The sequence below is a fragment of the Rhodococcus cercidiphylli genome (assembly GCF_033042225.1).
Lineage (GTDB): Bacteria > Actinomycetota > Actinomycetes > Mycobacteriales > Mycobacteriaceae > Rhodococcoides.
Window position 1 is genome coordinate 124,354 of record NZ_JAWLKE010000005.1, and the last position, 22,266, is coordinate 146,619.

Sequence of the window (22,266 nt, forward strand, 5' to 3'; positions counted from 1 at the left end):
AAGCGGTCGAACCGACAGAATTTTCACGCTGCCGGTGTGTCCTGGGAGGACGTGACAGGTGTGACGGATGCGACGAGAAATCGCCTCATCGGGTCGGCACGGGACCGTCGTCCGGGAGCGGACCGACGACGTCCACGTGCTCCGGCAGGAGCGGCTCGACTGCGAACTTGCCGGACACCGCATCCGGCGGAAGCGCCTGCACCGCTCGCACATCGGCGCGGCCGGCCAGCTCGCTCAACTCGGCTGGGGTCGCGCGCACCACCAACGTCACCACACACGCACACCCGTCGAGCAGCCGTTGCCGCGACACTGCGGCGATCTGCGCCTGCCGGTCCCTCGCCCCGAACGATTCGGTGGCCAGGCTCGCGGCCCGCGCGGTCGAATTCAGTACCGAGCGTTCGCTGCCCGGCACGCCGACGGTCAGGATCGGGGTCTGCACACGATCGAGCGGAACACGCAAAAGCACCTGCGAGATACGAATCCCGTCGGCCACGGCGTAGGCCTGTTCGGCGGTGAGTTCGCGATCGAACGACACCGAGCCCCACCGAGGTTCGGTGTTGTCGCTGCGCAGGCTCGCCTCGGCGCGGGCCAGGTAATCGATCACCTGCTCGCCGCTGTCCGGGCCGAGCCGGTCGGTGCCCACGCCCAGCTGTCGTACCGGGTTGAGGTGCCCGATCACCGCGAGCGCCACGAACACGAGTGCAGCGGCAACGACACCGCCCAGCACTCCCCTGGTGCGCATCACGCCTTCCGAAGCACCTCGAGTGCGTGCTCGAGGTCGGCCGGATACTTGCTCTCGATCTCCACCCAGCGGCCGTCGGACGGATGCGCGAAGCCGAGCGACCGCGCATGCAGCCACTGCCGTTCCAGGCCCAACCGTTCGGCCAGCCGCGGATCGGCACCGTAGGTCAGATCGCCGCAGCACGGATGACGCAGAGCCGAGAAATGCACCCGAATCTGGTGCGTGCGACCGGTTTCCAAGTGCACGTCCAGCAGGCTCGCGGCCTGGAACGCCTCGACCGTGTCGTAGTGGGTGACGCTGGGTTTGCCGTCGGCACGAACGGCGAACTTCCAGTCGTTGCTGCCGTGTCGACCGATCGGGGCATCGATCGTTCCACTGCTCGGATCCGGATGCCCCTGCACCAATGCGTGGTAGCGCTTGTCGATCGTGCGCGCCTTGAACGCCCGCTTGAGCACGGTGTACGCGCGCTCGGACGTGGCGACCACCATGACCCCGGACGTGCCGACGTCGAGGCGGTGCACGATGCCCTGGCGTTCGTGCGCACCGGATGTAGAAATTCGGAAACCGGCGGCCGCGAGACCGCCGATGACGGTGGGTCCGGTCCAGCCGACACTGGCATGCGCAGCGACCCCGACGGGCTTGTCCACGGCCACGATGTCGTCGTCGGCGTAGAGGATGTCCATCCCCTCGACCGGCTCCGCCTCGATCGTCAACTCACGGGCCGGCTCGGGCAGCGTCACTTCGAGCCACGACCCGGCGGCCAGCCGGTCGGACTTGCCTACGGCACCGGCATCGACCAGAACCGAGCCCTCCTCGGCCAGTGCCGCGGCGACGGTACGCGAGAGCCCGAGCAGCCGAGCGAGACCGGCGTCGACCCTCATTCCGTCCAGACCGTCGGGCACCGGCATCGAGCGCGATTCCCTCACTTGTCGGCCTCGGCTGCGGCATCGGATTTCGCCTTCGTCACCCGTTCACCGTTCGGCTCGAACCCGAACAGGCTCAGGACGACGAGCAGGATCGCACCACAGACGATGGACGAATCGGCAACGTTGAACACCGGCCACCAGCCCACCGACACGAAGTCGACGACGTGTCCCTGGAACGGACCCGGGGCACGGAAGAATCGGTCGATCAGGTTGCCGAGCGCGCCGCCGAGAACCAGACCCAAACCCAGTGCCCACCACGGCGATCGCAGCGTCCGACCGATCTTGATCACACCGATGACGACCGCGACTGCCACGACCGTGAGCAACCAGGTCATTCCGGTGGCCATCGAGAACGCCGCACCGGGATTACGCACCAGCCGCAACGTCACGACGTCTCCGACGATCGAAATCGGGTTGCCGGGCTTGACGTAATGCACCACCACGATCTTGGTCACGAGGTCGAACAGCAGAATCACGGCCGCGATCACGACCAGCAACCGCGTCTTGAGCGGCTTCGGAACGAGACTCGCGGCGCTGTCGGTATCGGTCACCTGCGAGTCCGCGGTCTCGTTCGGTGCCGGAACACTACTCGTCTCGGCTGGCGGATCGTCGGCGCGGTCTTCACTCACCTGTCCATCATGGCGTATGGACGGCGGCGGGTCCTCATCCGTGCCGCGCACCACCGGTCTCCACGGGCGGTGTCAGTAGCCTGGTGGCCGTGAAGTCGACCGATCGTTTCCGCACCGTCCGCTCCGGCACCGTCCGCTCCGGCACCGTCCGCTCCGGTTTCCTCGCCGCCTGCTGTGCACTGGTTCTCGTCGCCGGATGTTCGAGCACCGACTCGGACACCGATCCCGCTCCCGAGCAGGCGGCGTCCTCGAACGAGGTGACGATCGCCGTGACGCCGACGACCACCACCGTGGTCGACCCCGGCACCGAGCCGCGACGCGTACTGGCCTTCGACACCTCCGACGCGAACGAGCAGAACGTGGACCTCACCACCACCTCCACCGTCTCGCAGCAGATCAGCGACGGGACTCCGCAGGACTTCTCCAGCCCCGAACTGACCGTGCCCCTGTCCGCATCGACGTCCGATACCGTCCCGGACGACGACGCCTCGACCGGCGCTACCCGGTCCGTCGAGCTGACCATCGGAGCTGCGACGTCGCCCGACGAGGGACTGACCGACGCCCTCTCCGCATCCGAGGGCTCGTCGGCACGGCTGGCGACCACCGACTCGGGAGCGATCACCGCACTGCACATCACCCCCGCCGACGCCGCGCTCGACACCGCCCGCGCGGCGATCGAACGCTCGTTGAACGCCGCGGTGTACCGCTCCGTCGATTTCCCCGAGGCAGAGGTGGGAGTGGGCGCGACATGGACCGTCGATCAACAGGTACTGAGCGGTATCACGTTGAACCAGCGCACCACGGTCACGCTGCGAGCACTCGACGGTGACCGAGCGACCCTGGACGTCGCGATCACCCAGACGCCCGAATCGACCACCTGGAACCTGCCCGACGACGCGGGGACGCTCAACATCGAGACCTACACGTTCACCGGCTCGGGAACGCTCGAGATCGATCTGACCCGACCGCTTCCCGTCGGCGGATCGATCACCGCAGGTGGCGAGCAGATGTACACCGACCCCGAAAGCACGACCGTGCTACGTCAGACCGTCGGAGATTCGATCACCTGGGCTGCCCGATGACCGCGCGGACCGTGACGCAGCTGCTGGCGGCGCTGTCTGTCCTCGGCGTCGCCGCGTCCGGGTGCAGCGCAGACCAGCCGGCCCCGACCCCTGCACCCGCGCCCAGCTCCGTCCCCGCACCCGACCCCCTGCTCGGTGCCCCGATCACCGACTCCGGCGTCCTCGCCGCAGCGATGTTGGGTCTCGGCGACCTCCCGGACGGCTTCTCCTCGATTCCCGACCCCGTCCAGGATCTCGGTCTCGACCCGGCTCCCGAGTACGACTCCCCCGACGAGTCCGGTACCGACCCGGCCGAGTGCGCTGCGGTACTGGCACCGATCTCGGAGCAGCGGAGCGGTGCGGCGTCGAACGCAGTCGTCCGCTTCTCGGGACCGAACTTCTCCTCGATCGACGAGGATGCGGCGAGCTACCCCGATACGGGCACGGCCGAGGCCTTCACGGCGATCCAGCAGGCGTGGGTGGGGTGCACGACGTTCAGCGGCACGGACGCGGACGGGGTGAGCGTCGACTACGCGTTGGCGGGCCGGGAGCAGTCGACGGTCGGTGACGCGTCGGCCTCGGTACGCCTGACCACCAGCAGTGAAGGGTTCACCTTGGTCTCCGATGTGGTGGTGGCCGTGGTCGACTCGACCGTCGTCCAGATCGTCGTCTCGGATCAGGCCGGCCTGGAACCGGAGACCGTGACCGCTGTCGCCGAGGCTGCCGTCGAACGCATTCGATCGGTGACACCGAGCATGTGAATCGAGCCGGGCCCACGAAAAACTGCCGGTGACACGTCCCCGAGGGGACATGTCACCGGCAGTGTTCTTGTCGGTCAGAGACGATCGGCAGGACTCAGGGTGCGGGGCACGCCGGGCTGGTCAGCTGCGCGAGCGAGACGATGCCGCACGCGTTGTCCTTGGAGAGCTTCCAGACGCCGTCCTCGGGGACGAACTGGAAGGTGCCGGGGTTGGCCTGGCCGTTGAGCGTGATCGTGATGCCTGCGTTGAGGACGCCGGTGCCGAGATCGTCGATGCTGGTGATCTCGATTTGCGCGTTGTTCGCGACGGCAGCGGCGGCGACCTGGTTGATCAGTTCGGGGTCCTCGGATGCACCCTGGATCAGGGCGGCCTTCTCCTCGACCGGAACGTTGGGGTCGAGCCCGCGTACGAGCTGAGCGTTGAGGTCCTCCACGGTCGGCACCGGCGGGTACGCACCGGCGTCGGGAGCGGCAGCGGCAGACGTTGTGACCGCCGTCGTCGTCGCGGTGGGCTCTTCGTCGCCTCCGGAGCTGCAGGCGGTCATGGTGAGCGCTCCGGCGATGGCGATGCCGGCAACCATTGCCCGTCGGGTGTTACGAAGCTTCAAGTGCTTGTCCTTTTCACTCTGAGTCACGTCTCGATCGTTCTGTGACTCGTCGGTCGTCTGGAATGGGGTCGTCTCGGACCTGGTCCACTATGTCAGCTCGACACGCCCGAGTCACAACGCGATCGGCATACCTGTGAAACCTCACAGAGTTTCCTCAGCGACGCCACAACTCACTTCAGGCTGTCGAGAACGTCGGCAACGACCAGGTTCTCGTCCGATTCGGCGAAGGTGCGCGCGATTCCCGGCCCGCTGGTTCGCGTCTCGAATCGCACGGTCACCACCGAGTGACCGGCCCCCTGCACCCAGCCGTGACCGAAGTCGGGATGCCGGACGTCCATGCCCGGTTGCCACCGCGGACCGTCCGGGACGACGACATCCGCGGCGGCCTCGATCAGTGCAGGCGACTCCTCGGTCGCATCCGCGGCCGGCTCGTACTCCAGCTCGGGAAACAGCGAACCCTGTCGCACGGCCGACAATCCGGCCAGCCCGACGCCGACCAGCCTGATCGGACCGACGTCGACCGGATCGACGGCAAGTCGCTGCGCCGTGGCCACGATGGTCTGCTTGTCCACCGTCGCGTACGGCAACGTTGCCGATCGGGTGATGATGCTCATGTCGGACTTGCGCAGTTTCAGTACCACCGTCCTGGCACCCCGACCGTCCTTCAGCAACCGGCGATGCGTCGAATCGACGATGGACTCGATGGCCGGGCGGAGCTGAGCGAGAGAGATCAGGTCCTGTGCGAACGTCGTCTCGGCGCTGACCTGTTTGGCCTCGGCCCGCTCGGCCACGACGCGATTGTCGATTCCGCGTGCGAGCTGATGCAGGCTCGGCCCCATCGTGGCCCCGAGAATCGACGCCACCTCGGACTCCGGGGTGGCCACGAACTTGCCGATGGTGTCGATCCCCAAGCGTCGCAAGCGCTCTCCGGCCACCGGTCCGATCCCCCACAATTTCCGAACCGGCAGAGCCGCCATCAACTCGACCTGGATTCCCGGAGCGACGACGGTGATGCCGTCGGGTTTGGCCAGTCCCGACGCGATCTTGGCAATCTGTTTTCCGGATCCGGCACCGATCGAGGCGACCAGTCCGGTCTCGGCGAGTATCAGTGCGCGCAGGCCCGCGCAGAACTGCTCGACCTCGTGAACCGTCGCACCGGCGAGTTCGAGCGGCTCACCGAACGCCTCGTCGATCGAGAGTTGTTCGAGAACGGGCATGGGTCCGCGTAGTGCCTCGAAAGCGCGTCGGCTGAGCTCGGAGTAGAGAACGAACCGCGGTGGCAACACCACGGCCCCGGCTCCGACGAGTCGGCGAGCCTGATGCATCGGCATGGCCGAACGCGCCCCGAAGGCACGCGCCTGGTAGCTGCAACCGGCCACCACTCCCCGCCCACCCGCGCCGCCGACGAGGACCGGGCGGCCCCGCAACGTGGGGCGAGTGAGCTGTTCGGCGGATGCGAAGAACGCGTCCATGTCCAGGTGCAGCACCCATCGGCGACTCCGGAGAGTGTCGTCGGCGATGTTCGACATCGTCAGCCGAGATCGACGGTGAAGCCGAGCGCCTGCGCCGCCCGTTCGGGTGTCGGATCCGACCACAGCTCGCCGTACACCTCGCTCGTCGTCAGCGATCGCATGTGCGCGGTGTCGATGTACAGGGTGCCGTGGAGATGGTCGGTCTCGTGGGCCACGATCCTGGCCGGCCAGCCGGCAACCACCTCGTCGATCTCGCGACCGGCTTCGTCGGTGCACTCGAGCCGCACCTCGGCCGCTCGCGTCACGACGGCCTGATAACCGGGAACACTGAGACAACCCTCGTAGAAGCCTGCGGTCCGCGATCCGACCGGGGTGTACCGAGGATTGACCAGTACCCGGAACGGAAGCGGCGTGCGCTCCCGGACCCGGGACACCTCCGCTTCGACGTCGCAGCGATCCTCGATCACTGCGATCTGCAACGGGATGCCGATCTGCGGTGCGGCCAGGCCGACACCGGGCGCGTCGTGCATGGTCGCGCGCATCACCTCGATCAACTCCGCGAACGTCTCGGAGTCGAGCTGACCGGAATACCGCGCTGCCTCGGACCGCAGAACCGGGTCACCCGCCGCGACGATGGGCACGACGCCGCCGCGAGCTTCGGCGAGAAGCTCGCGGACGGCACCGACCGATACGTCGCCGTCGATCATGACGACTTGGTGATCGCTGCCCGCACTCCCTCACCGAGATCGCTGCCGTCGTCGCCGACGCGTCCGTCGACGAGCGAGAGTGCGAGCACCTCACCGGCGATGAGATCGCGGTGCGTGTCGAGCCACGCCTGCCGATGTTCGGGGACCTCGATGACGATGTCGATGCGGTCCGAGACGTCGAAGCCGTGATTGCGACGCGCGTCCTGCAGTTCGCGGATGCGGTCCTTGGCCCAGCCCTCGGCTTCGAGTTCCTCGGTGACGGCGGAATCGAGCACGACCAGTCCGGCGTTTCCTGGCAACGGTGCCGTCGATTCGGGCTCGGCGGCAACGAGCCTGCGAGTGAATTCCTCCGGCAGCAGCGCAATTCCTGCTGCGCTCACCACACCGTCCGCGTCCTCGGACCAATCGCCTGCCTTCACGGCCTTGATGACGGTCTGGACGTCCTTGCCGATCCGCGGGCCCGCAGCACGCGCATTGACGACGAGCTCGAACTTTCCGTGTACCGCAACGTCTTCGGTCAGATAGACCTTCTTGACGTTGACCTCGTCGGCGATGATGTCGACGAACGGACGCAGCCGCTCCGCATCGGCGGCCGCGACGGTCACCTCGGGCAGCGGCAACCGCACGCGCAGGTTCTGTGCCTTGCGCAGACCCAGAACGGTCGAGCACACGGTGCGGACTTCGTCCATGCTCTCGACGAGTTCGGGATCCGACGGCAGTTCGTCGGCCTCGGGCCAGTCCGTCAGGTGCACCGAGCGGCCACCGGTCAAGCCCCGCCACACCACTTCGCTGATCAGCGGCAACAGCGGGGCGGCGATACGCGTGAGCACCTCGAGCACGGTGTGCAGGGTGTCGATCGCGTCGGCGTCCTCGCTCCAGAACCGCGAACGCGACCGTCGCACATACCAATTGGTCAGCGCATCGCAGAACGTGCGCAGCTCGTCGCAGGCACCGGCGATGTCGTTGCCCTCGAGCGCATCGGTGATCGCGTCGCGGGTGGCCGACAGCTTGGCCAGAACGTAGCGATCGAGCACGTGCGGAGAATCGGTACGCCATTGCCCGGGCTTCGAGGCGTAGAGCTGAAGGAAGCTCCACGCATTCCAGATCGGCAGCAACGCCTGGCGGACGCCCTCGCGGATGCCCTGCTCGGTGACGATGAGGTTGCCGCCGCGCAGGATCGGTGAGGACATCAGGAACCACCGCATGGCGTCGGAGCCGTCGCGGTCGAAGACCTCCTTGACGTCCGGGTAGTTGCCCTTGGACTTGCTCATCTTCAAGCCGTCGTCACCGAGCACGATGCCGTGTGCGGCAACGGTCTTGAACGCCGGACGATCGAACAATGCGGTCGCGAGCACGTGCAGGGTGTAGAACCAGCCGCGTGTCTGCCCATTGTACTCGACGATGAAATCGCCCGGGTTGTGCGTGGAGAACCACTCCTCGTTCTCGAACGGGAAGTGCACCTGCGCATACGGCATCGAGCCGGACTCGAACCAGCAGTCCAACACCTCGGGAACGCGACGCATCGTGGACTTACCCGTCGGGTCGTCCGGGTTGGGACGCGTCAGATCGTCGATGTAGGGCCGGTGTAGATCGGTCGGCCGCACACCGAAGTCACGCTCGAGCTCGTCCAGGCTGCCGTACACATCCAGCCGCGGGTAGGCCGGGTCGTCGGAGGTCCACGCCGGAATCGGGCTGCCCCAGTATCGGTTTCGGCTGATGTTCCAGTCGCGTGCACCTTCGAGCCACTTGCCGAACTGGCCGTCCTTGATGTGCTCGGGAACCCAGGTGATCTCCTGGTTCAGCTCGACCATCCGATCACGGAACTTGGTCACCGCGACGAACCACGACGGCACTGCCATGTAGATCAGTGGCTGACCACTGCGCCAGCTGTGTGGGTACGAGTGCTCGATGGTTTCGTGCCGCAGCAACCGACCCGAGGCCTTGAGGTCCTTGATGATCACCGGATTGGCGTCGAACACCATCAGGCCCTCGTACGGCGGCACCAGCGAGGTGAACTTGCCGCCTGCGTCGAGCGGCTGCACCACCTCGATGCCGTTCGCGGTGGCGACGTCCATATCCTCCTCACCGAAAGCCGGTGCGAGGTGGACGATTCCGGTGCCCGAATCGGTGGTGACGTAGTCGGCCTGCAGCACGCGGTGCGAGTTCTCGTGGCCGAGGAAGAAATCGTACGGCGGTGCGTAGGCAAGTCCGACCAACTCGGTACCGGTGTGCTCCGAGAGCACCTCCGGCTCCTCCCCCAGTTCCTTCGCGTAGTGCGAAAGACGCGCAGCGGCAAGCACGTAACGCTCACCGTCGGTGCCTCGCACCTGCACGTACTGCACCTCGGGATGCACCGCGATCGCCAGGTTCGACGGCAGGGTCCACGGCGTGGTGGTCCAGATCAACGCGTTCGCGCCGTCCAGGGGCGAGCCGGGAGCCGTCAACGGCATCGTGACGGTGACCGCGGGATCCTGACGCATCTTGTACGCGTCGTCGAGGCGGGTCTCCTGATTGGACAGGGGTGTCTGCTCGTACCAGCTGTACGGCAGAACTCGGTAGCCCTGGTAGATCAGGCCCTTGTCGTGCAGCGTCTTGAACGCCCACATGACGGACTCCATGAAGTCGACGTCGAGAGTCTTGTAGTCGTTGTCGAAGTCGACCCACCGCGCCTGCCGGGTGACATAGTCCCGCCACTCGTCGGTGTACTGGAGCACCGACTGCTTGCAGTAGGCGTTGAACTTCGCCAGGCCCATCTCGTCGATCTCGGACTTGTCCTTGATACCGAGCTGCTTCTCCGCTTCCAACTCTGCGGGCAGACCGTGGCAGTCCCAGCCGAAGCGGCGCTCGACCTTCTTGCCCCGCATCGTCTGGAATCGCGGGACGAGGTCCTTGACGTAACCGGTGAGGAGGTGGCCGTAGTGCGGCAGACCGTTCGCGAAGGGAGGGCCGTCGTAGAAGACGAACTCCTCGGCACCCGCTCGATTGTCGATGCTGGCTCGGAAGGTGCCGTCCTCGGCCCACTCGTGCAGCACGATGCGTTCGAGATCGGGGAACGGGACACTGCCCGATCGGCCCTCGGCCAAATCGACCAGCGGGTACGACGCATTCTTCGGACGTGCGCTCGCATCTGTCATATCTGTCTCCTCCGTGCCGGACGCGTACTGGACGCGACACCTGTTGGCACGGGGACGACATTCGACGATCGGGACGTCGGATACCGCGGTACCACCCCGCTTGCTCGGCTCCGACGACACTGTCGCCGGAGCAAGCCTCTCCACGTGAGCTGTGACGGGCTCACCCGTTCGGTTCTACTGGACGTCGATTCGAGGTGGTTGCCCCTCGAACCGAGTCGTTCTTCCGAAGGCTCCCCGGTGATGGCCGGATCGACGCCTGAAACAACTGGGGAAAATCAGCACATATTACTTATCGGGTTCCGGCGGTGGTCGTTTGCCCGTCAATGCACCGACAAGTAGCAGGACTGCTCCCACGATACACACGACGATGCAGGCCCACGCCCACACAACCGACCCCGTCATCAACGCGAGAACCAGAAAGCCGAAACCGATAGCCGCTGCGCCGAGAGTCAGGACCAGCACGTGATTCCTCGCTCACCGTTCGACGCGACGTCAGGGTGCGATGCTGCCGTGTTCGGCAGCATCGGCACGAACTCCTGCGTCAGTTGCCCTTGGCGTACGACTGGCTGTACCCCGACGACTGGCTGTCCTGGTTGAAGTTGTCCTGCCCGTTGTCCACCGGCAGCGCCGAGGAACGGTTCTCGAGCTCTTCGAGCTGCGATTCCAGGTAGGACTTGAGCCGCACGCGGTACTCCCGCTCGAACGTCTTGAGCTGCTCGATGCGACCTTCGAGTACCGAACGCTGCTGGTTGATCGTCGCCATGATCTCGGTGTGCTTGCGTTCGGCATCGGCCTGCAATGCGTCGGCCTTCTCCTTGGCCTGACGCAGCTGGGTCTCGGAGCGCGTCTGTGCGTCGGACAGCAGCGACTCGGACTTCTGCCGAGCCTCGGACATCATCGACTCCGAACGCGTGCGGGCATCCGAGACCAGACGCTCGGCGTTGGTGCGCGCGTTGCCGAGCAGCTGCTCGGACTCCGACTTGGCATCACCGGTGAGACGATCGGCCATCTCCTGAGCGAGGCCCAGAATCTTGGCGGCCTGCATGTTGGAGTCGCCACTCTGCTGCGGGGCCGCCGCAACGGGTGCGACCGGAGCGGGCTGCGCCGCGACGGGCGGTGGCTTGGGGGGATCCACCGGGCGCTGTGGCTCGGCCTTCGGTGCCGCGACCTGAGCCGCCTGCGGGCTCTGCCGCGAAGCGTTCTTGGCGTCCGCAAGCTCCTGGTCGAGCTCACCGACCCGCTGGCGGAGGTCGGCGTTCTCTTCGATCAGTCGCGACAACTCTTGCTCGACGAGGTCGAGAAAAGCGTCGACCTCGTCTTCGTTGTAACCACGCTTACCGATGGGCGGCTTGCTGAACGCGACATTGTGCACATCAGCTGGAGTCAGCGGCATGGAAGGATCCCTTCACGCGTCTTGGGGCGGTAGAGCAAGCATTCAGTTATATGCCATTCCGCGCGAGTGCAGAACAATCAAACTGTAACTGGCGTCCATTCTGTCACACAGGACACGCAGCATGCGCTGGGTCCCGCGTTCTAACGTTTCGTCTGCGATCTCAGGCCGCGAGACCGCTGGTCACATTCCACGCGATGAAGACGACGAACAGCAGGACCATGATGGACAGGTCCAGTCGCACTCCGCCGAGGTTGAGCGGCGGAATTATCCTGCGGAGGAACTTCACCGGCGGGTCGGTGACCGTGAAGATCGCCTCGAGCACGATGACGACCAACCCGGTCGGTTGCCAATCTCTCGCGAAAGTTCTGATGAACTCGACGATGATTCGACCGATGAGAAGGAGCCAAAAAAGAAACAATACGATGTTGATCACCGTGAACACGATCACAGCTATACTCTGCCTGAATTCGACGGGCTGAGCAAAGCGCGCTGGTCACAGCCCTGCACTACCTCTCCGAACAGCGAATCTCTCACTGCTGACTGTAGAAGCCGGTCTCGGCGATCCGCCTGCGCTCCTGCGGCGAGACATCGACGTCGGCCGGCGAGAGCAGGAATACCTTGGTCGCAACCTTGTCGAAGGAACCGCGCAGCGCGAAGGCGAGGCCTGCCGCGAAATCGACCAGGCGCTTGGCGTCCGCGTTGCTCATCTCGACCAGGTCCATGATGACCGGAGTGCCGTCGCGGAAACGCTCACCGATGGTGCGCGCCTCGCTGTAGTCACGCGGTCGCAACGTGGTGATCTTCGAGAGCGGGCCGCCGTCGTCCGCGATCGGGCTGCGTCGCGTCTCCGCACGCACGTCCATCCGAGTGTCCATGGCCAACGCTCCCCTGGTTGCCGCACCTCGCGTGGTCGGTGCCGCGCCACGTCCTCGTCCGCCGATCGGGGCCAGCGTCGCCGGACGCGGGGCCTCGTAGTCGTCGTAGTCGTCATCGACCTGCGCGTGCCGAGATCCACCGAACGACGGCTTCACGAATTCACGCTCATCCATGTCGTCGTAGCTGTCACGACCACCACGGGAACTGCGTCGCGTGTCCGGATCGTCGAGGTAGTCGTCCTCGTAGTCGGCGAGCGGAACCATGCCGAAGTACGCCTTGAACTTGTGCAGGGTGCTCATCGTTCTGCCTTCCGTGGCGGTGTGTCTACTGTCCATCTCCAGGTTCGCAAGTGTCTGTTGTGACTGATGTGATCCATGGACTGTTATTGCGAGGTTATCGGCCGCGCGCCGAGTATTGCGGTACCGACACGCACGCACGTCGATCCGTGCCGCACAGCAGCTTCCAGGTCTCCGGTCATGCCTGCGGACAGCTCGAGCGCTTCGGGATGATCGGCCGTCAGCCGACGGTGCAGGCTCTCGAGATCGGCGAATGCGGCGTCCGGATCGGCACCGAGCGGTGGCACCGCCATCAACCCCGCCAAACGCAACCCGGACGCGTTCGACACCGCGTCGGCGAGCTCGTGGAGTTCGTCGCGTTCTACGCCGCCGCGGTGCACATCCCCGTCGAGACTGACCTGAACGATCACGTCGAGTTCGGTCCGACGCACACCCTCGTCCAATGCCGCCGTCGTCGCCTTGGACAGTGCGGCCACCAACCGCGCACTGTCGACGGAATGAATGGCGTGCGCCCACGCGGCAACCGACTTCGCCTTGTTTCGCTGCAGGTGTCCGATCATGTGCCAGCGAGGCGGATCGCCGACGAAATCTTCGGCCGTCTCGGCGACCTTGGGCGACGCGTCCTGCTCTCGGGACTCGCCGAAGTCGCGGCACCCCAGTTCGTAGAGAATCCGCACGTCCGAGGCGGGGAAGAACTTGGTCACCGGCAGCAGAGCCACGTCGGCGGGCGACCGGCCCGCATCGACACAGGCACGGTGCAACCGCTCACGCACCGACGTCAACGCCGTCTCGATCTCCTGCGCCCGGTCGGTGCCCGACGCGCCGCCGGTGGGTTCGCTCATGACAACCTCTTCTGCCGGTTCACCGGTCTGCCGTTTCGGCCCGATCACCTGGGGATGTGCTGTCCATCCAGACGACACTGGCGATTCGGCCGGTCGATCCTTCGCGACGGTGACTGAACAAGGCCCGGTCCTCGATGGTGCACCGCGGATCCTGAGCGACCCCGGACACTCCCGCGGCGAGCAGTTGAGCGCGGATACCGGCGGGAATGTCGAGCCCCGGCGTATTGCGGACCGTGGTCGTCGCGCTGCCGGGGAGATGCTTGTCGACGTCCGCTCGCATGGAGGCGGGCACCTCGTACTGTCGGCCGCTCGCCGCCGGACCGAGAAAGGCACCGATCCGCGCCGGAACCGCCCCGAGCTCGACCATGGCGGCCAACACCCGGGGAACGATGCCGATGCGGGCACCGACCCGTCCTGCATGCACCGCTGCGATCACGCCTGCCTCCTCGTCGGAGAGCAGGACCGGCACGCAATCGGCAGTCAACACCACCAGACCGAGATCACGTTGCGTCGTCACCAACGCATCGGTCATCGGCACCGGCTCGGACACCGGACCGTCCACCACGGTGACGGTGCGTCCGTGGACCTGCTCCATGAACACGAGCCGTTCGAGTCCCATACCCAGTCGATCACCGAGGCGTCGACGGTTGGCTTCCACCGAAGCGGGGTCGTCACCTACATGGTCGCCGAGATTGAACGTGTCGAACGGCGGTGCCGAGACGCCGCCCGCCCGCGTCGTCGAGACGCGTCGGACACGAAACGGACCGGCGGAAGCGGTGTCACTCACCGCCGCATGAAGGACGGCACATCGACTTCGTCTTCGCCCTCGTCCTCGGCGATCGGAACGCGACGGCCGGAACCGACGGAGTCGCGGCCCTGTCCGGACGAGTCCCGGCCCTGGCCGGACGAGTCGCGACCGTAACCGGCTGCGGATTCGCGGCTCGACGATTCGCGGTTGGACGAGCTCGACGAGTTCAGCGGCGGCAGACTGCTACCACTCGGTGCGCCGACCGGGTCGCGGAACACAGCACCGTCGGAACTGTCGGTCGATTTGGAGGACACCTCGCCCGAGCGGGCCGATCCGATCGGGCCGCGGGTGGAGGTGGCAGCTTCGACCGGACGCCGCGTCGGGGTTCCGCCGTCGAAGCCTGCGGCGATGACGGTCACGCGGACCTCGTCGCCGAGCGAGTCGTCGATGACGGTGCCGAAGATGATGTTGGCGTCGATGTGTGCGGCTTCCTGCACCAGCGAGGCGGCCTCGTTGATCTCGAACAGACCGAGGTCGGATCCACCGGCGATGGAGAGCAGCACTCCGCGTGCACCTTCCATCGAGGCTTCGAGCAGCGGCGAGTTGATCGCCGATTCGGCCGCCTTGATCGCGCGACCCTCACCGCGTGAGGATCCGATACCCATCAGTGCACTGCCTGCGCCGGACATGACGCCCTTGACGTCGGCGAAGTCGACGTTGATCAGTCCGGGAGTGGTGATCAGGTCGGTGATGCCCTGGACACCGTTGAGAAGTACCTCGTCGGCGCTGCGGAACGCGTCCATGAGGCTGACGGCCGCATCGCCGAGCTGAAGCAGTCGGTCGTTCGGGATGACGATGAGCGTGTCGCAGGACTCCCGGAGCTGCTGGATGCCGGTGTCGGCCTGTCCACCGCGCCGCTTGCCCTCGAAAGAGAACGGCCGGGTGACGACACCGACGGTCAGTGCACCGAGCTTGCGAGCGATGTTGGCGACGACAGGAGCGCCACCGGTGCCGGTGCCGCCGCCCTCGCCTGCGGTGACGAACACCATGTCGGCACCCTTGAGCACCTCTTCGATCTCGTCCTTGTGATCGTCTGCTGCGCGGCGGCCGACCTCGGGATCGGCACCTGCGCCGAGTCCGCGGGTCAGTTCGCGGCCGACGTCGAGCTTGACGTCTGCGTCACTCATCAGCAAGGCCTGAGCGTCGGTGTTGACCGCGATGAACTCGACTCCCTTGAGTCCCTGTTCGATCATGCGGTTGACCGCGTTCACGCCGCCGCCGCCGATGCCGACGACCTTGATTACGGCGAGGTAGTTGTGCGGGGGCGTCATGGGCTCTCGCCTTCCGTGGATTGTTGCCTGAAATGTGGAAAACCCTCAACCTAAACCACAGGCTTAGAGTTATGTCAAGTACTGAACTGGTCGAAACGCTATTCATCGCCGACGACTATCGCCATTAGGCGCGCCGACGCCACGCGAGAAATTCCGGTCCGCGCGTCGAAACTATTTGGTGGTGGGCAGATCCGGACTCGACACGTCGAAGATCTGACCGGGCTGGGACAGCAATGCGATCGCGACCGCGCCCTTGCGCTCGGAGTCGTCCTTGCTGCCCCACACGACGGTGCGCCCGTCGAGCAGCAGAATCGAGATGTCGGACAGCGTGCTCGCCCGCAGCTCGGCGGCCTGATCGCGCAGCAGCGGTGGCAACGTATCGAGAACCGCCAGTGCATCTTTCGTCACCGGATCACCGAACACCGGATTGTCGGTCACCAGACGCACCACCCCTGGCGGTGGCGGCGCGATCGCGAAATCGACGCCGGTGGAGTCCAGGAGATGGGTGCCGTCCGGAGAATCGAAGAACGCCACCGGAACTCGCTCCTCGACCGTCACCTGCACGGTGGACGGATACTGGCGTTGCACGCGGACCGTCGCCAGCGCCGGGATCGTTGCCACCCGCTGCGCCGCCCCCGCCGTGTCCACCCGAACCAGCGGAAGGCCGACGGGTACGTCCAGCCGGTCGAGGATCTCCTGCTCGGACACCGACGATGCCCCCGCGACTGCGATGGTGCGAACGGACAACAGCGGCGTGAAGTACACCAGCGCAGCCGATCCCACCACGACGACCACCACGGCGAGCGCAATCAGAGCGGCTTTGCGACGCGACCGCTTCACTCGGGCGCGCTCTTCTTCCCGTGCCTGAGCACGGGCTTGCTTGTCGGTGACCGCGGACGGCGAATCACCCTCTCGTGCAGCTGTTCCCGACCTCGAAGAACGGACTCGATCGGAGCGGCGGGTCACGTCGACGGCCGATCCTTCGGTACTCCGCGGCCGGTCGCAGCACCGAAATCGGTCTTCGAGCGAAGCGCATCGAGAATCGGCCCGCCGAGCATCGTCACGTCGCCGGCTCCCATGGTGATGACGACATCGCCGGGCACACTCAGGTGGGCGACCTGCTTGGCCACCAACGACAGATCCGGCTGATAGTTCACCGGCTTGGTCACCGAAGCGGCAACCAGCGCCCCCGTCACACCGGGCAACGGCTCCTCGCGCGCGCCGTAGACGTCGAGCACGACGATCTCGTCGGCCAACGACAACGCGGCACCGAACTCCTCGGCGAACGTCGCGGTCCGCGAGTACAGGTGCGGCTGGAACACCACCACCACCCGTCCCTGCTCGCCACCCGAACGATCCTGGCCTGCTACGAGGGCCTGCGCGGCAGTCAGCACCGCACGCACCTCGGTCGGGTGGTGCGCGTAGTCGTCGAACACGCGGACGCCGTGCTCACGCCCGGTGAACTGAAAGCGTCGATGCACGCCGCCGAAACCGGTGAGTCCGGCCAGCAATTCCTCGACTCCGGCACCGACCTGGCGCGCCGCGACGAACGCCGCCAGCGCGTTGAGTGCAGTGTGCCGACCGGGGACGCCGAGCCGTACGGTGCGCGCCGCGTCCTCACCTGCGATCTGCAACTGTGCGACGCCGCCGATGTCCTCGGGCTCCCACGCCAGCAGCCGAACGGCCATGTCGACCGGCCCCGCGTCGACGTCCGAGGACCCGTATCCCAGCACCGTGACTCCCGGAAGGTTCCGCTCGACCACGCGTCGAGCGAGCGCCGCCGAACCCGGGTCGTCCATACAGGCCACGAGCACACCGCCGGGACCGAGGAGCGCAGCGAAATCGTCGAACACCTGAACATAGGCGTCGGTGGTGCCGAAGTAGTCCAGATGATCGGCCTCGATGTTGGTCACGATGATGACGTTGGCCTTGTACTGCAGCAGCGAGCCGTCACTCTCGTCCGCCTCGGCCACGAACACGTCGCCGCTGCCGTGATGGGCGTTGGTCCCGGCTTCGTTGAGCTCTCCTCCGACGGCGAACGACGGATCGAACCCGCAGTGCTGCAGGGCGACGACCAGCATCGAGGTCGTGGACGTCTTTCCGTGCGTACCCGAGACCAACAGCGTGCGGTATCCCTGCATGAGAGAAGACAGCACGGCCGGTCGCAACACCACCGGGATTCCACGCATCCGAGCTTCGACGAGTTCGGGATTGGTCTGAGGAATCGCGGCGTGGGTCGTCACCACCACGGTGGGTCCGCCGTCGATCATGTCCAGGGCGCTGGCGTCGTGACCGATGCGGACCTGGGCGCCGCGTGCGCGCAATGCGAGCACGCCGCGCGATTCCTTGGCATCCGAACCCGACACCTGTCCCCCGCGAGCGAGCAGGATCCGCGCGATGCCGGACATGCCGGCACCACCGATGCCCACCATGTGTACTCGTTCGAGCTCTGCCGGCAGATCCGACATCGCACCCTCAGTTGTCACGCGGACGTCTCCCTCGTTCTCTTCTCATGCGCGACGCCGCCCAGCTCAGCGCCGCGACGCGTGCGCGGTGTCGAGCACGATCTGCGCGACGGCAGCTGCTGCGTCCTTGTGCCCGGCACCGGCGGCGGCACGAGACATGGTGGCGATTCGTTCGGTGTCGGTCAGCAGCGCGACCACTGTCTCGCTCACGTACTGCTCGGTCAGTGTCGCATCGGGTACCAGGATGCCACCTCCGGCGTCGACCACGGGACGGGCGTTGAGTTCCTGCTCGCCGTTGCCGTGCGGCAGGGGCACGTAGACGGCGGGCAGACCGGTCGCGGAAACCTCGGCGACCGTCATGGCACCGGAGCGACAGATCGCGAGGTCCGCAGCCGCATACGCCAGATCCATCCGGTCGATGTAGGCACGCGCGACGTACGGCGCGGCCGGATTGCGCTGCTCGACGTCGAGCGAGTTCTTCGGACCGTGGGCGTGCAGAACCGAGATACCAGCATCGGCGAGGGCCGCCGAGGCTCCGGACACCGCGTCGTTGAGCGATCGGGCCCCCTGTGAGCCGCCGAACACCAGCAGCACCGGGCCGTTCTCGGGCAGGCCGAAGTGCGCGCGAGCCTCCGCGCGGACGGCAGCCCGATCGAGGCCGGTGATGGTGGGACGCACGGGAATTCCGATCACGTCCGCGTCGGCAGCACCGCGCGCGGCGATCCCCGAGCCCGCGACCGCGGCGAGAACCCGCTCGGCCGAGCGGGCACCGACCTTGTTGGCGATACCCGCTCGTGCGTTGGCCTCGTGGATGACCACGGGAATTCGGCCGCCACGGCCGAACAGTCGACCGCGGGCCGCGAGATAGGCCGGTAACGCGACGTAGCCGCCGAATCCGACGAGCACGTCCGCCTCCACGGCCGCGAAGATCTCTCGGGTGCGGCGCACCGATCGCACGACGCGCAGCGGCAACTTGAGCAGGTCGACGGTGGGCTTACGGGGCAGCGGAACGGGCGGAATGAGCTCGAGTGCGTACCCGCGAGCCGGGACGAGAGTCGTCTCGAGGCCCCGGCTGCTGCCGAGAGCGGTGACGGTGACGGTGGGGTCGAGGACACGCAAGGCGTCGGCCACAGCGAGCGCAGGCTCGATGTGCCCGGCCGTTCCGCCCCCGGCAACCACTACGGAAATCGGTCGAGATGTCTGCTTCACCGTCGATATCCTCGCTCACCCGAGCGGACGGGAGGGCGACCGGGTTGTGGTTCCGGCCGCGGACGGTATGCCGATCGCGATCCTGCGGCGGGCTCTCGCCGGACCGGATCGCTTCGACGGGGGTTGCCGCGGGCGTTACCGCGGGGAGCGTCGCCCCGGTACGCAGCCGATGTGGGCGACATCGTGTCGGTCCGTGAACTGGAGACGCGCGTGCGGGCACGGCCGGGTTCGGCAGCCCGCGCTGTCCGTGCGTCACTGCCCTTGCCCTTACGGGACTCGAGGCGTTTGCGATCCTGCGCCGCCAGTGTGGGGCGAGTGGACTTCGAGCGCGCCATCGCGGCTCGCTTGGGCGAGAACACGGCGGGCAGCGGCAGCTTCAGAGCTCGCGCGATTCGGCCCTCCTGCCCTGCGTGCAGGGCCGCGATCGCCTCGGGTTCGTGGCGGGCGGCGCTCGCGATGATGCCGAACATCAGCAGCGTGATCGCGGTCGAGGTGCCACCGTAGGACACCAGGGGCAGCTGCAGACCGGTCACCGGCAGCAACCCGACGACGTAGCCGATGTTGATCATGGCCTGGCCGAACACCCAGCACGTGGCACCTGCGGTCAACAGCCGCAGGAACGGATCGACCGAACGCATGGCGATGCGCAGGCCGGTGTAGACGAAGAGACCGAACAATCCGATGACTGCGAGGCAGCCGATCATTCCGAGTTCCTCGCCGATGATGGCGAAGATGAAGTCGTTGTGCGCGTTGGGCAGGTAGCTCCACTTCGCGCGGCTCTGCCCGAGCCCGCGACCGAACATTCCGCCGTCGGCCAGCGAGTATTTCGCCTGGGTGGACTGATAGGACAGGCCCTGGGTGTCCTCACCCGGGTTGAGCCAGGCCTTGACGCGATTGGATCGGTAACCGGCGGTGAACGCGAGCACGGTCGCCAACGCCAGACCGGTCATCAGCACCGCACCGAACAGCCGAGCGTTGAGGCCGGCGAACCACAGCAGTGCCACCAGGATGATGCCGAGGGCGATGGCGGTACTGAGGTTCGGCTGCAGCACGACGAGCAGACACATCAGCAGACCTGCAGGCAACAGCGGCACCAGCAGCGATTTGATGTTGCCGTGCTCGCTGCGCCGCGAGGCCAACAGGTGTGCGCCCCACAGAACCAGCGCGACCTTGGCCAGCTCGGACGGCTGGAAGGACACGACGCCGAAGTCGAACCAGCGGCGCGCACCTTGGCGTTCGGCACCGATTCCGGGAATGAGCACCAACATCAGCATGGTGATCGAAACCAGGAACAGTGGAAAAGACAGCTTCCTGAGGTAGCGAACCGGCAGCCGGAGAGCGACGTAGAACGCCACGACTCCCAGCGCGACACCGATCAGCTGCTGGGTGAAGAGCGCGTACCCGGACTCATCGGCTGCGAACGACTCGGCGGACGACGCCGACAGCACCATCACCAGGCCCAACACCGTGAGCAGTACCGCGATCGTGACGACGAGGTGGAAGGACGCGAGCGGTCGGCCGAACCACAGGCCGATTCGGGTGCGTGGAGCGGCGGTGCGGCGAGGTGGACGCGGCGGATGACCGGCGGCAGTCACGATCGCGACGATCCGATGTCGGTGGCCTCGAGGCGCTGGACCGACTCGGCGAAGCTGCGGCCGCGGTGGCCGTAGTCGGCGAACATGTCCAGTGACGCGGCGGCCGGGGCCAGCAGGACCGTATCCCCCGGCGCGGCGAGTTCGGCCGCATGGGCCACGACCGCCCGCATCACCGCATCAGCATCTTCAGCACCATGAGTCACACCAGCATCGTCTCCCGAAGGGAGCCTGACGACCGGAACATCGGGCGCGTGTCGCGCCAAAGCCTCTGCGATCTGCATCCCATCGCGCCCGAGAACGACCGCAGCCACGAGACGATCGGCGATCTCGACCACCAGATCGTCGATCACCGCACCCTTCAGCAACCCACCCGCGATCCACACGACGCGATCGTGCGCCGAGATCGAGGAGCGAGCGGCGTGCGGGTTGGTCGCCTTCGAGTCGTCGATGAACGTCACCCCGCCGAGCTCGCGCACCACCGCCGCACGATGCGGACCCACCCGATAGGTCTGCAGCCCGACCCGAACAGCGTCGGCGTCCACCCCGATCGAACGAGCCAGCGCGCCTGCCGCGAGCGCATCGAGAATGCCGGACGGGCCGCTCGGCTCCACGTCCTCCGCAGCGAGAAGCTCGACGTTCGCACCGAAGGCGTCGTCCACGAGAATCCCTGCCCGCACTCCCAGCTCACCCGAGGCCGGCTCACCCAACCGAAACCCGACGACGGTGGCTGCGGGCGATCCGGCAGCGAGACCCGCCGCCCTGGAGTCGTCGAGACCGATCACCGCGACATCGCCACTCAACGCACGAGCCTTGGCCTGGACGTAACCGTCCATGCCGCCGTGCCAGTCGAGATGGTCCTCGGCGATGTTGAGCACCACCCCCGCCGCCGGACGCACCGACGGAGCCCAGAACAACTGGAACGACGACAACTCCACGGCGAGCACACTCGGATGCGGGGTACCACGCAACGCGTCGGCGATGGGGAGTCCGATGTTGCCGCAAGCCACCGATGCGATGCCTGCGGCGTCGAGTATCGACGCCAGCATCGAGGTGGTGGTCGTCTTTCCGTTGGTGCCGGTGACCACCAGCCAGCGAGTTCGGGGTCCGTACAACTCGGCCCGGTCCACGTGCCAGGACAACTCGACATCGCCCCACACCGGAATGCCCTGCTCGGTGGCCGCGGCCAGCACCGGAGAGTCGGGACGAAAGCCGGGACTGGTGACGACGAGCGAAAACGCAGCGAGCGCCGCCGGATCGTCGAGCAGGTCGTCCTGCAGCACCACGGCAGCCCCGGAGTCCGACGCCTCGTCCAGCGCGGCACGATTCGAGTCGGTGACGGTGACGATGGCACCGAGATCGAGCAACGGTTGCACGACGGCCAGTCCCGAGATGCGGGCACCGGTCACCAGCACCGAACTGCCGCGCAACCAGGTCAGGTCGGTCCGAGCGTGGTGCGGAGATTCGGCCATGCC

Annotated in this window: 20 protein-coding genes; 2 read left to right on the forward strand and 18 right to left on the reverse strand. The window is 66.5% G+C overall.

Annotation, left to right across the window (positions count from 1 at the left end; all coding sequences use genetic code 11):
* Positions 1–85: 85 nt before the first annotated feature.
* From R3P95_RS13790 to lspA, 3 genes are read right to left on the reverse strand one after another with little or no spacing between them, the layout of a single operon-like run.
* Complete coding sequence (locus R3P95_RS13790; protein ID WP_269593995.1) at positions 86–742, reverse strand: hypothetical protein; 657 nt, start codon at positions 740–742, stop codon at positions 86–88.
* Complete coding sequence (locus R3P95_RS13795) at positions 742–1,668, reverse strand: RluA family pseudouridine synthase (RefSeq protein WP_094640119.1); 927 nt, start codon at positions 1,666–1,668, stop codon at positions 742–744. The genes R3P95_RS13790 and R3P95_RS13795 overlap by 1 nt, the downstream gene beginning before the upstream one ends.
* Positions 1,665–2,297 (reverse strand): signal peptidase II, encoded by a 633-nt coding sequence (gene lspA / locus R3P95_RS13800; RefSeq protein ID WP_394855419.1) that lies wholly within the window; start codon positions 2,295–2,297, stop codon positions 1,665–1,667. Before lspA ends, R3P95_RS13795 begins: the two co-directional genes overlap by 4 nt.
* An 89-nt stretch (positions 2,298–2,386) precedes the next feature.
* Between lspA and R3P95_RS13805 the strand changes: the two genes are divergently transcribed.
* Together R3P95_RS13805 and R3P95_RS13810 are read left to right on the forward strand one after the other, a co-directional pair.
* Positions 2,387–3,379 (forward strand): hypothetical protein, encoded by a 993-nt coding sequence (locus tag R3P95_RS13805; RefSeq protein WP_317548574.1) that lies wholly within the window; start codon positions 2,387–2,389, stop codon positions 3,377–3,379.
* Positions 3,376–4,119 (forward strand): hypothetical protein, encoded by a 744-nt coding sequence (locus tag R3P95_RS13810; RefSeq protein WP_269593908.1) that lies wholly within the window; start codon positions 3,376–3,378, stop codon positions 4,117–4,119. The genes R3P95_RS13805 and R3P95_RS13810 overlap by 4 nt, the downstream gene beginning before the upstream one ends.
* A gap of 94 nt (positions 4,120–4,213) precedes the next feature.
* Here the strand turns inward: R3P95_RS13810 and R3P95_RS13815 are convergent, their stop codons facing one another.
* From R3P95_RS13815 to murD, 15 genes are all read right to left on the reverse strand, one after another.
* Entirely contained in the window at positions 4,214–4,699 is a 486-nt protein-coding gene (locus R3P95_RS13815; RefSeq protein ID WP_176460298.1) for a hypothetical protein, read from the reverse strand.
* 197 nt (positions 4,700–4,896) lie between these two features.
* Positions 4,897–6,255 carry a DNA polymerase IV gene (locus R3P95_RS13820; protein ID WP_317548773.1) on the reverse strand — a complete coding sequence of 453 codons (1,359 nt, stop codon included), beginning with the start codon at positions 6,253–6,255 and terminating at the stop codon, positions 4,897–4,899.
* Between the two features lie 2 nt (positions 6,256–6,257).
* A complete protein-coding gene (locus R3P95_RS13825) occupies positions 6,258–6,905 on the reverse strand; it encodes a peptide deformylase (protein WP_269593907.1) in 648 nt (215 codons plus the stop codon).
* Positions 6,902–10,039 (reverse strand): isoleucine--tRNA ligase, encoded by a 3,138-nt coding sequence (gene ileS, locus R3P95_RS13830; RefSeq protein WP_269593906.1) that lies wholly within the window; start codon positions 10,037–10,039, stop codon positions 6,902–6,904. Before ileS ends, R3P95_RS13825 begins: the two co-directional genes overlap by 4 nt.
* A gap of 541 nt (positions 10,040–10,580) precedes the next feature.
* The gene (gene wag31, locus R3P95_RS13835) at positions 10,581–11,432 is read right to left on the reverse strand and encodes a DivIVA-like cell division protein Wag31 (protein WP_094640120.1); all 852 of its coding nucleotides are present in this window, start codon (positions 11,430–11,432) and stop codon (positions 10,581–10,583) included.
* Between the two features lie 160 nt (positions 11,433–11,592).
* Positions 11,593–11,880 carry a YggT family protein gene (locus R3P95_RS13840; RefSeq protein ID WP_068051947.1) on the reverse strand — a complete coding sequence of 96 codons (288 nt, stop codon included), beginning with the start codon at positions 11,878–11,880 and terminating at the stop codon, positions 11,593–11,595.
* Positions 11,881–11,962: 82 nt separating this feature from the next.
* Positions 11,963–12,607: a cell division protein SepF gene (locus tag R3P95_RS13845; protein ID WP_269593905.1), complete on the reverse strand. Its 645-nt coding sequence runs from the start codon at positions 12,605–12,607 to the stop codon at positions 11,963–11,965.
* An 83-nt stretch (positions 12,608–12,690) separates the two neighbouring features.
* On the reverse strand, positions 12,691–13,446 hold the full coding sequence (locus tag R3P95_RS13850) for a YggS family pyridoxal phosphate-dependent enzyme (RefSeq protein WP_269593904.1): 756 nt from the start codon (positions 13,444–13,446) through the stop codon (positions 12,691–12,693).
* A gap of 19 nt (positions 13,447–13,465) precedes the next feature.
* On the reverse strand, positions 13,466–14,233 hold the full coding sequence (pgeF, locus tag R3P95_RS13855; RefSeq protein ID WP_068051953.1) for a peptidoglycan editing factor PgeF: 768 nt from the start codon (positions 14,231–14,233) through the stop codon (positions 13,466–13,468).
* Positions 14,230–15,525: a cell division protein FtsZ gene (ftsZ, locus tag R3P95_RS13860; RefSeq protein WP_269593903.1), complete on the reverse strand. Its 1,296-nt coding sequence runs from the start codon at positions 15,523–15,525 to the stop codon at positions 14,230–14,232. Before ftsZ ends, pgeF begins: the two co-directional genes overlap by 4 nt.
* Positions 15,526–15,696: 171 nt before the next feature.
* Positions 15,697–16,491 (reverse strand): cell division protein FtsQ/DivIB, encoded by a 795-nt coding sequence (locus R3P95_RS13865; RefSeq protein ID WP_082898936.1) that lies wholly within the window; start codon positions 16,489–16,491, stop codon positions 15,697–15,699.
* Positions 16,488–17,993 carry a UDP-N-acetylmuramate--L-alanine ligase gene (gene murC / locus R3P95_RS13870; RefSeq protein WP_269593992.1) on the reverse strand — a complete coding sequence of 502 codons (1,506 nt, stop codon included), beginning with the start codon at positions 17,991–17,993 and terminating at the stop codon, positions 16,488–16,490. The genes R3P95_RS13865 and murC overlap by 4 nt, the downstream gene beginning before the upstream one ends.
* Before the next feature lie 63 nt (positions 17,994–18,056).
* Positions 18,057–19,199, reverse strand: coding sequence for an undecaprenyldiphospho-muramoylpentapeptide beta-N-acetylglucosaminyltransferase (gene murG, locus R3P95_RS13875; protein ID WP_269593902.1), 1,143 nt, complete (start codon positions 19,197–19,199; stop codon positions 18,057–18,059).
* A complete protein-coding gene (gene ftsW, locus R3P95_RS13880; RefSeq protein WP_269593901.1) occupies positions 19,196–20,794 on the reverse strand; it encodes a putative lipid II flippase FtsW in 1,599 nt (532 codons plus the stop codon). Before ftsW ends, murG begins: the two co-directional genes overlap by 4 nt.
* Positions 20,791–22,263 (reverse strand): UDP-N-acetylmuramoyl-L-alanine--D-glutamate ligase, encoded by a 1,473-nt coding sequence (gene murD, locus R3P95_RS13885; protein WP_269593900.1) that lies wholly within the window; start codon positions 22,261–22,263, stop codon positions 20,791–20,793. Before murD ends, ftsW begins: the two co-directional genes overlap by 4 nt.
* Positions 22,264–22,266 lie beyond the last annotated feature (3 nt).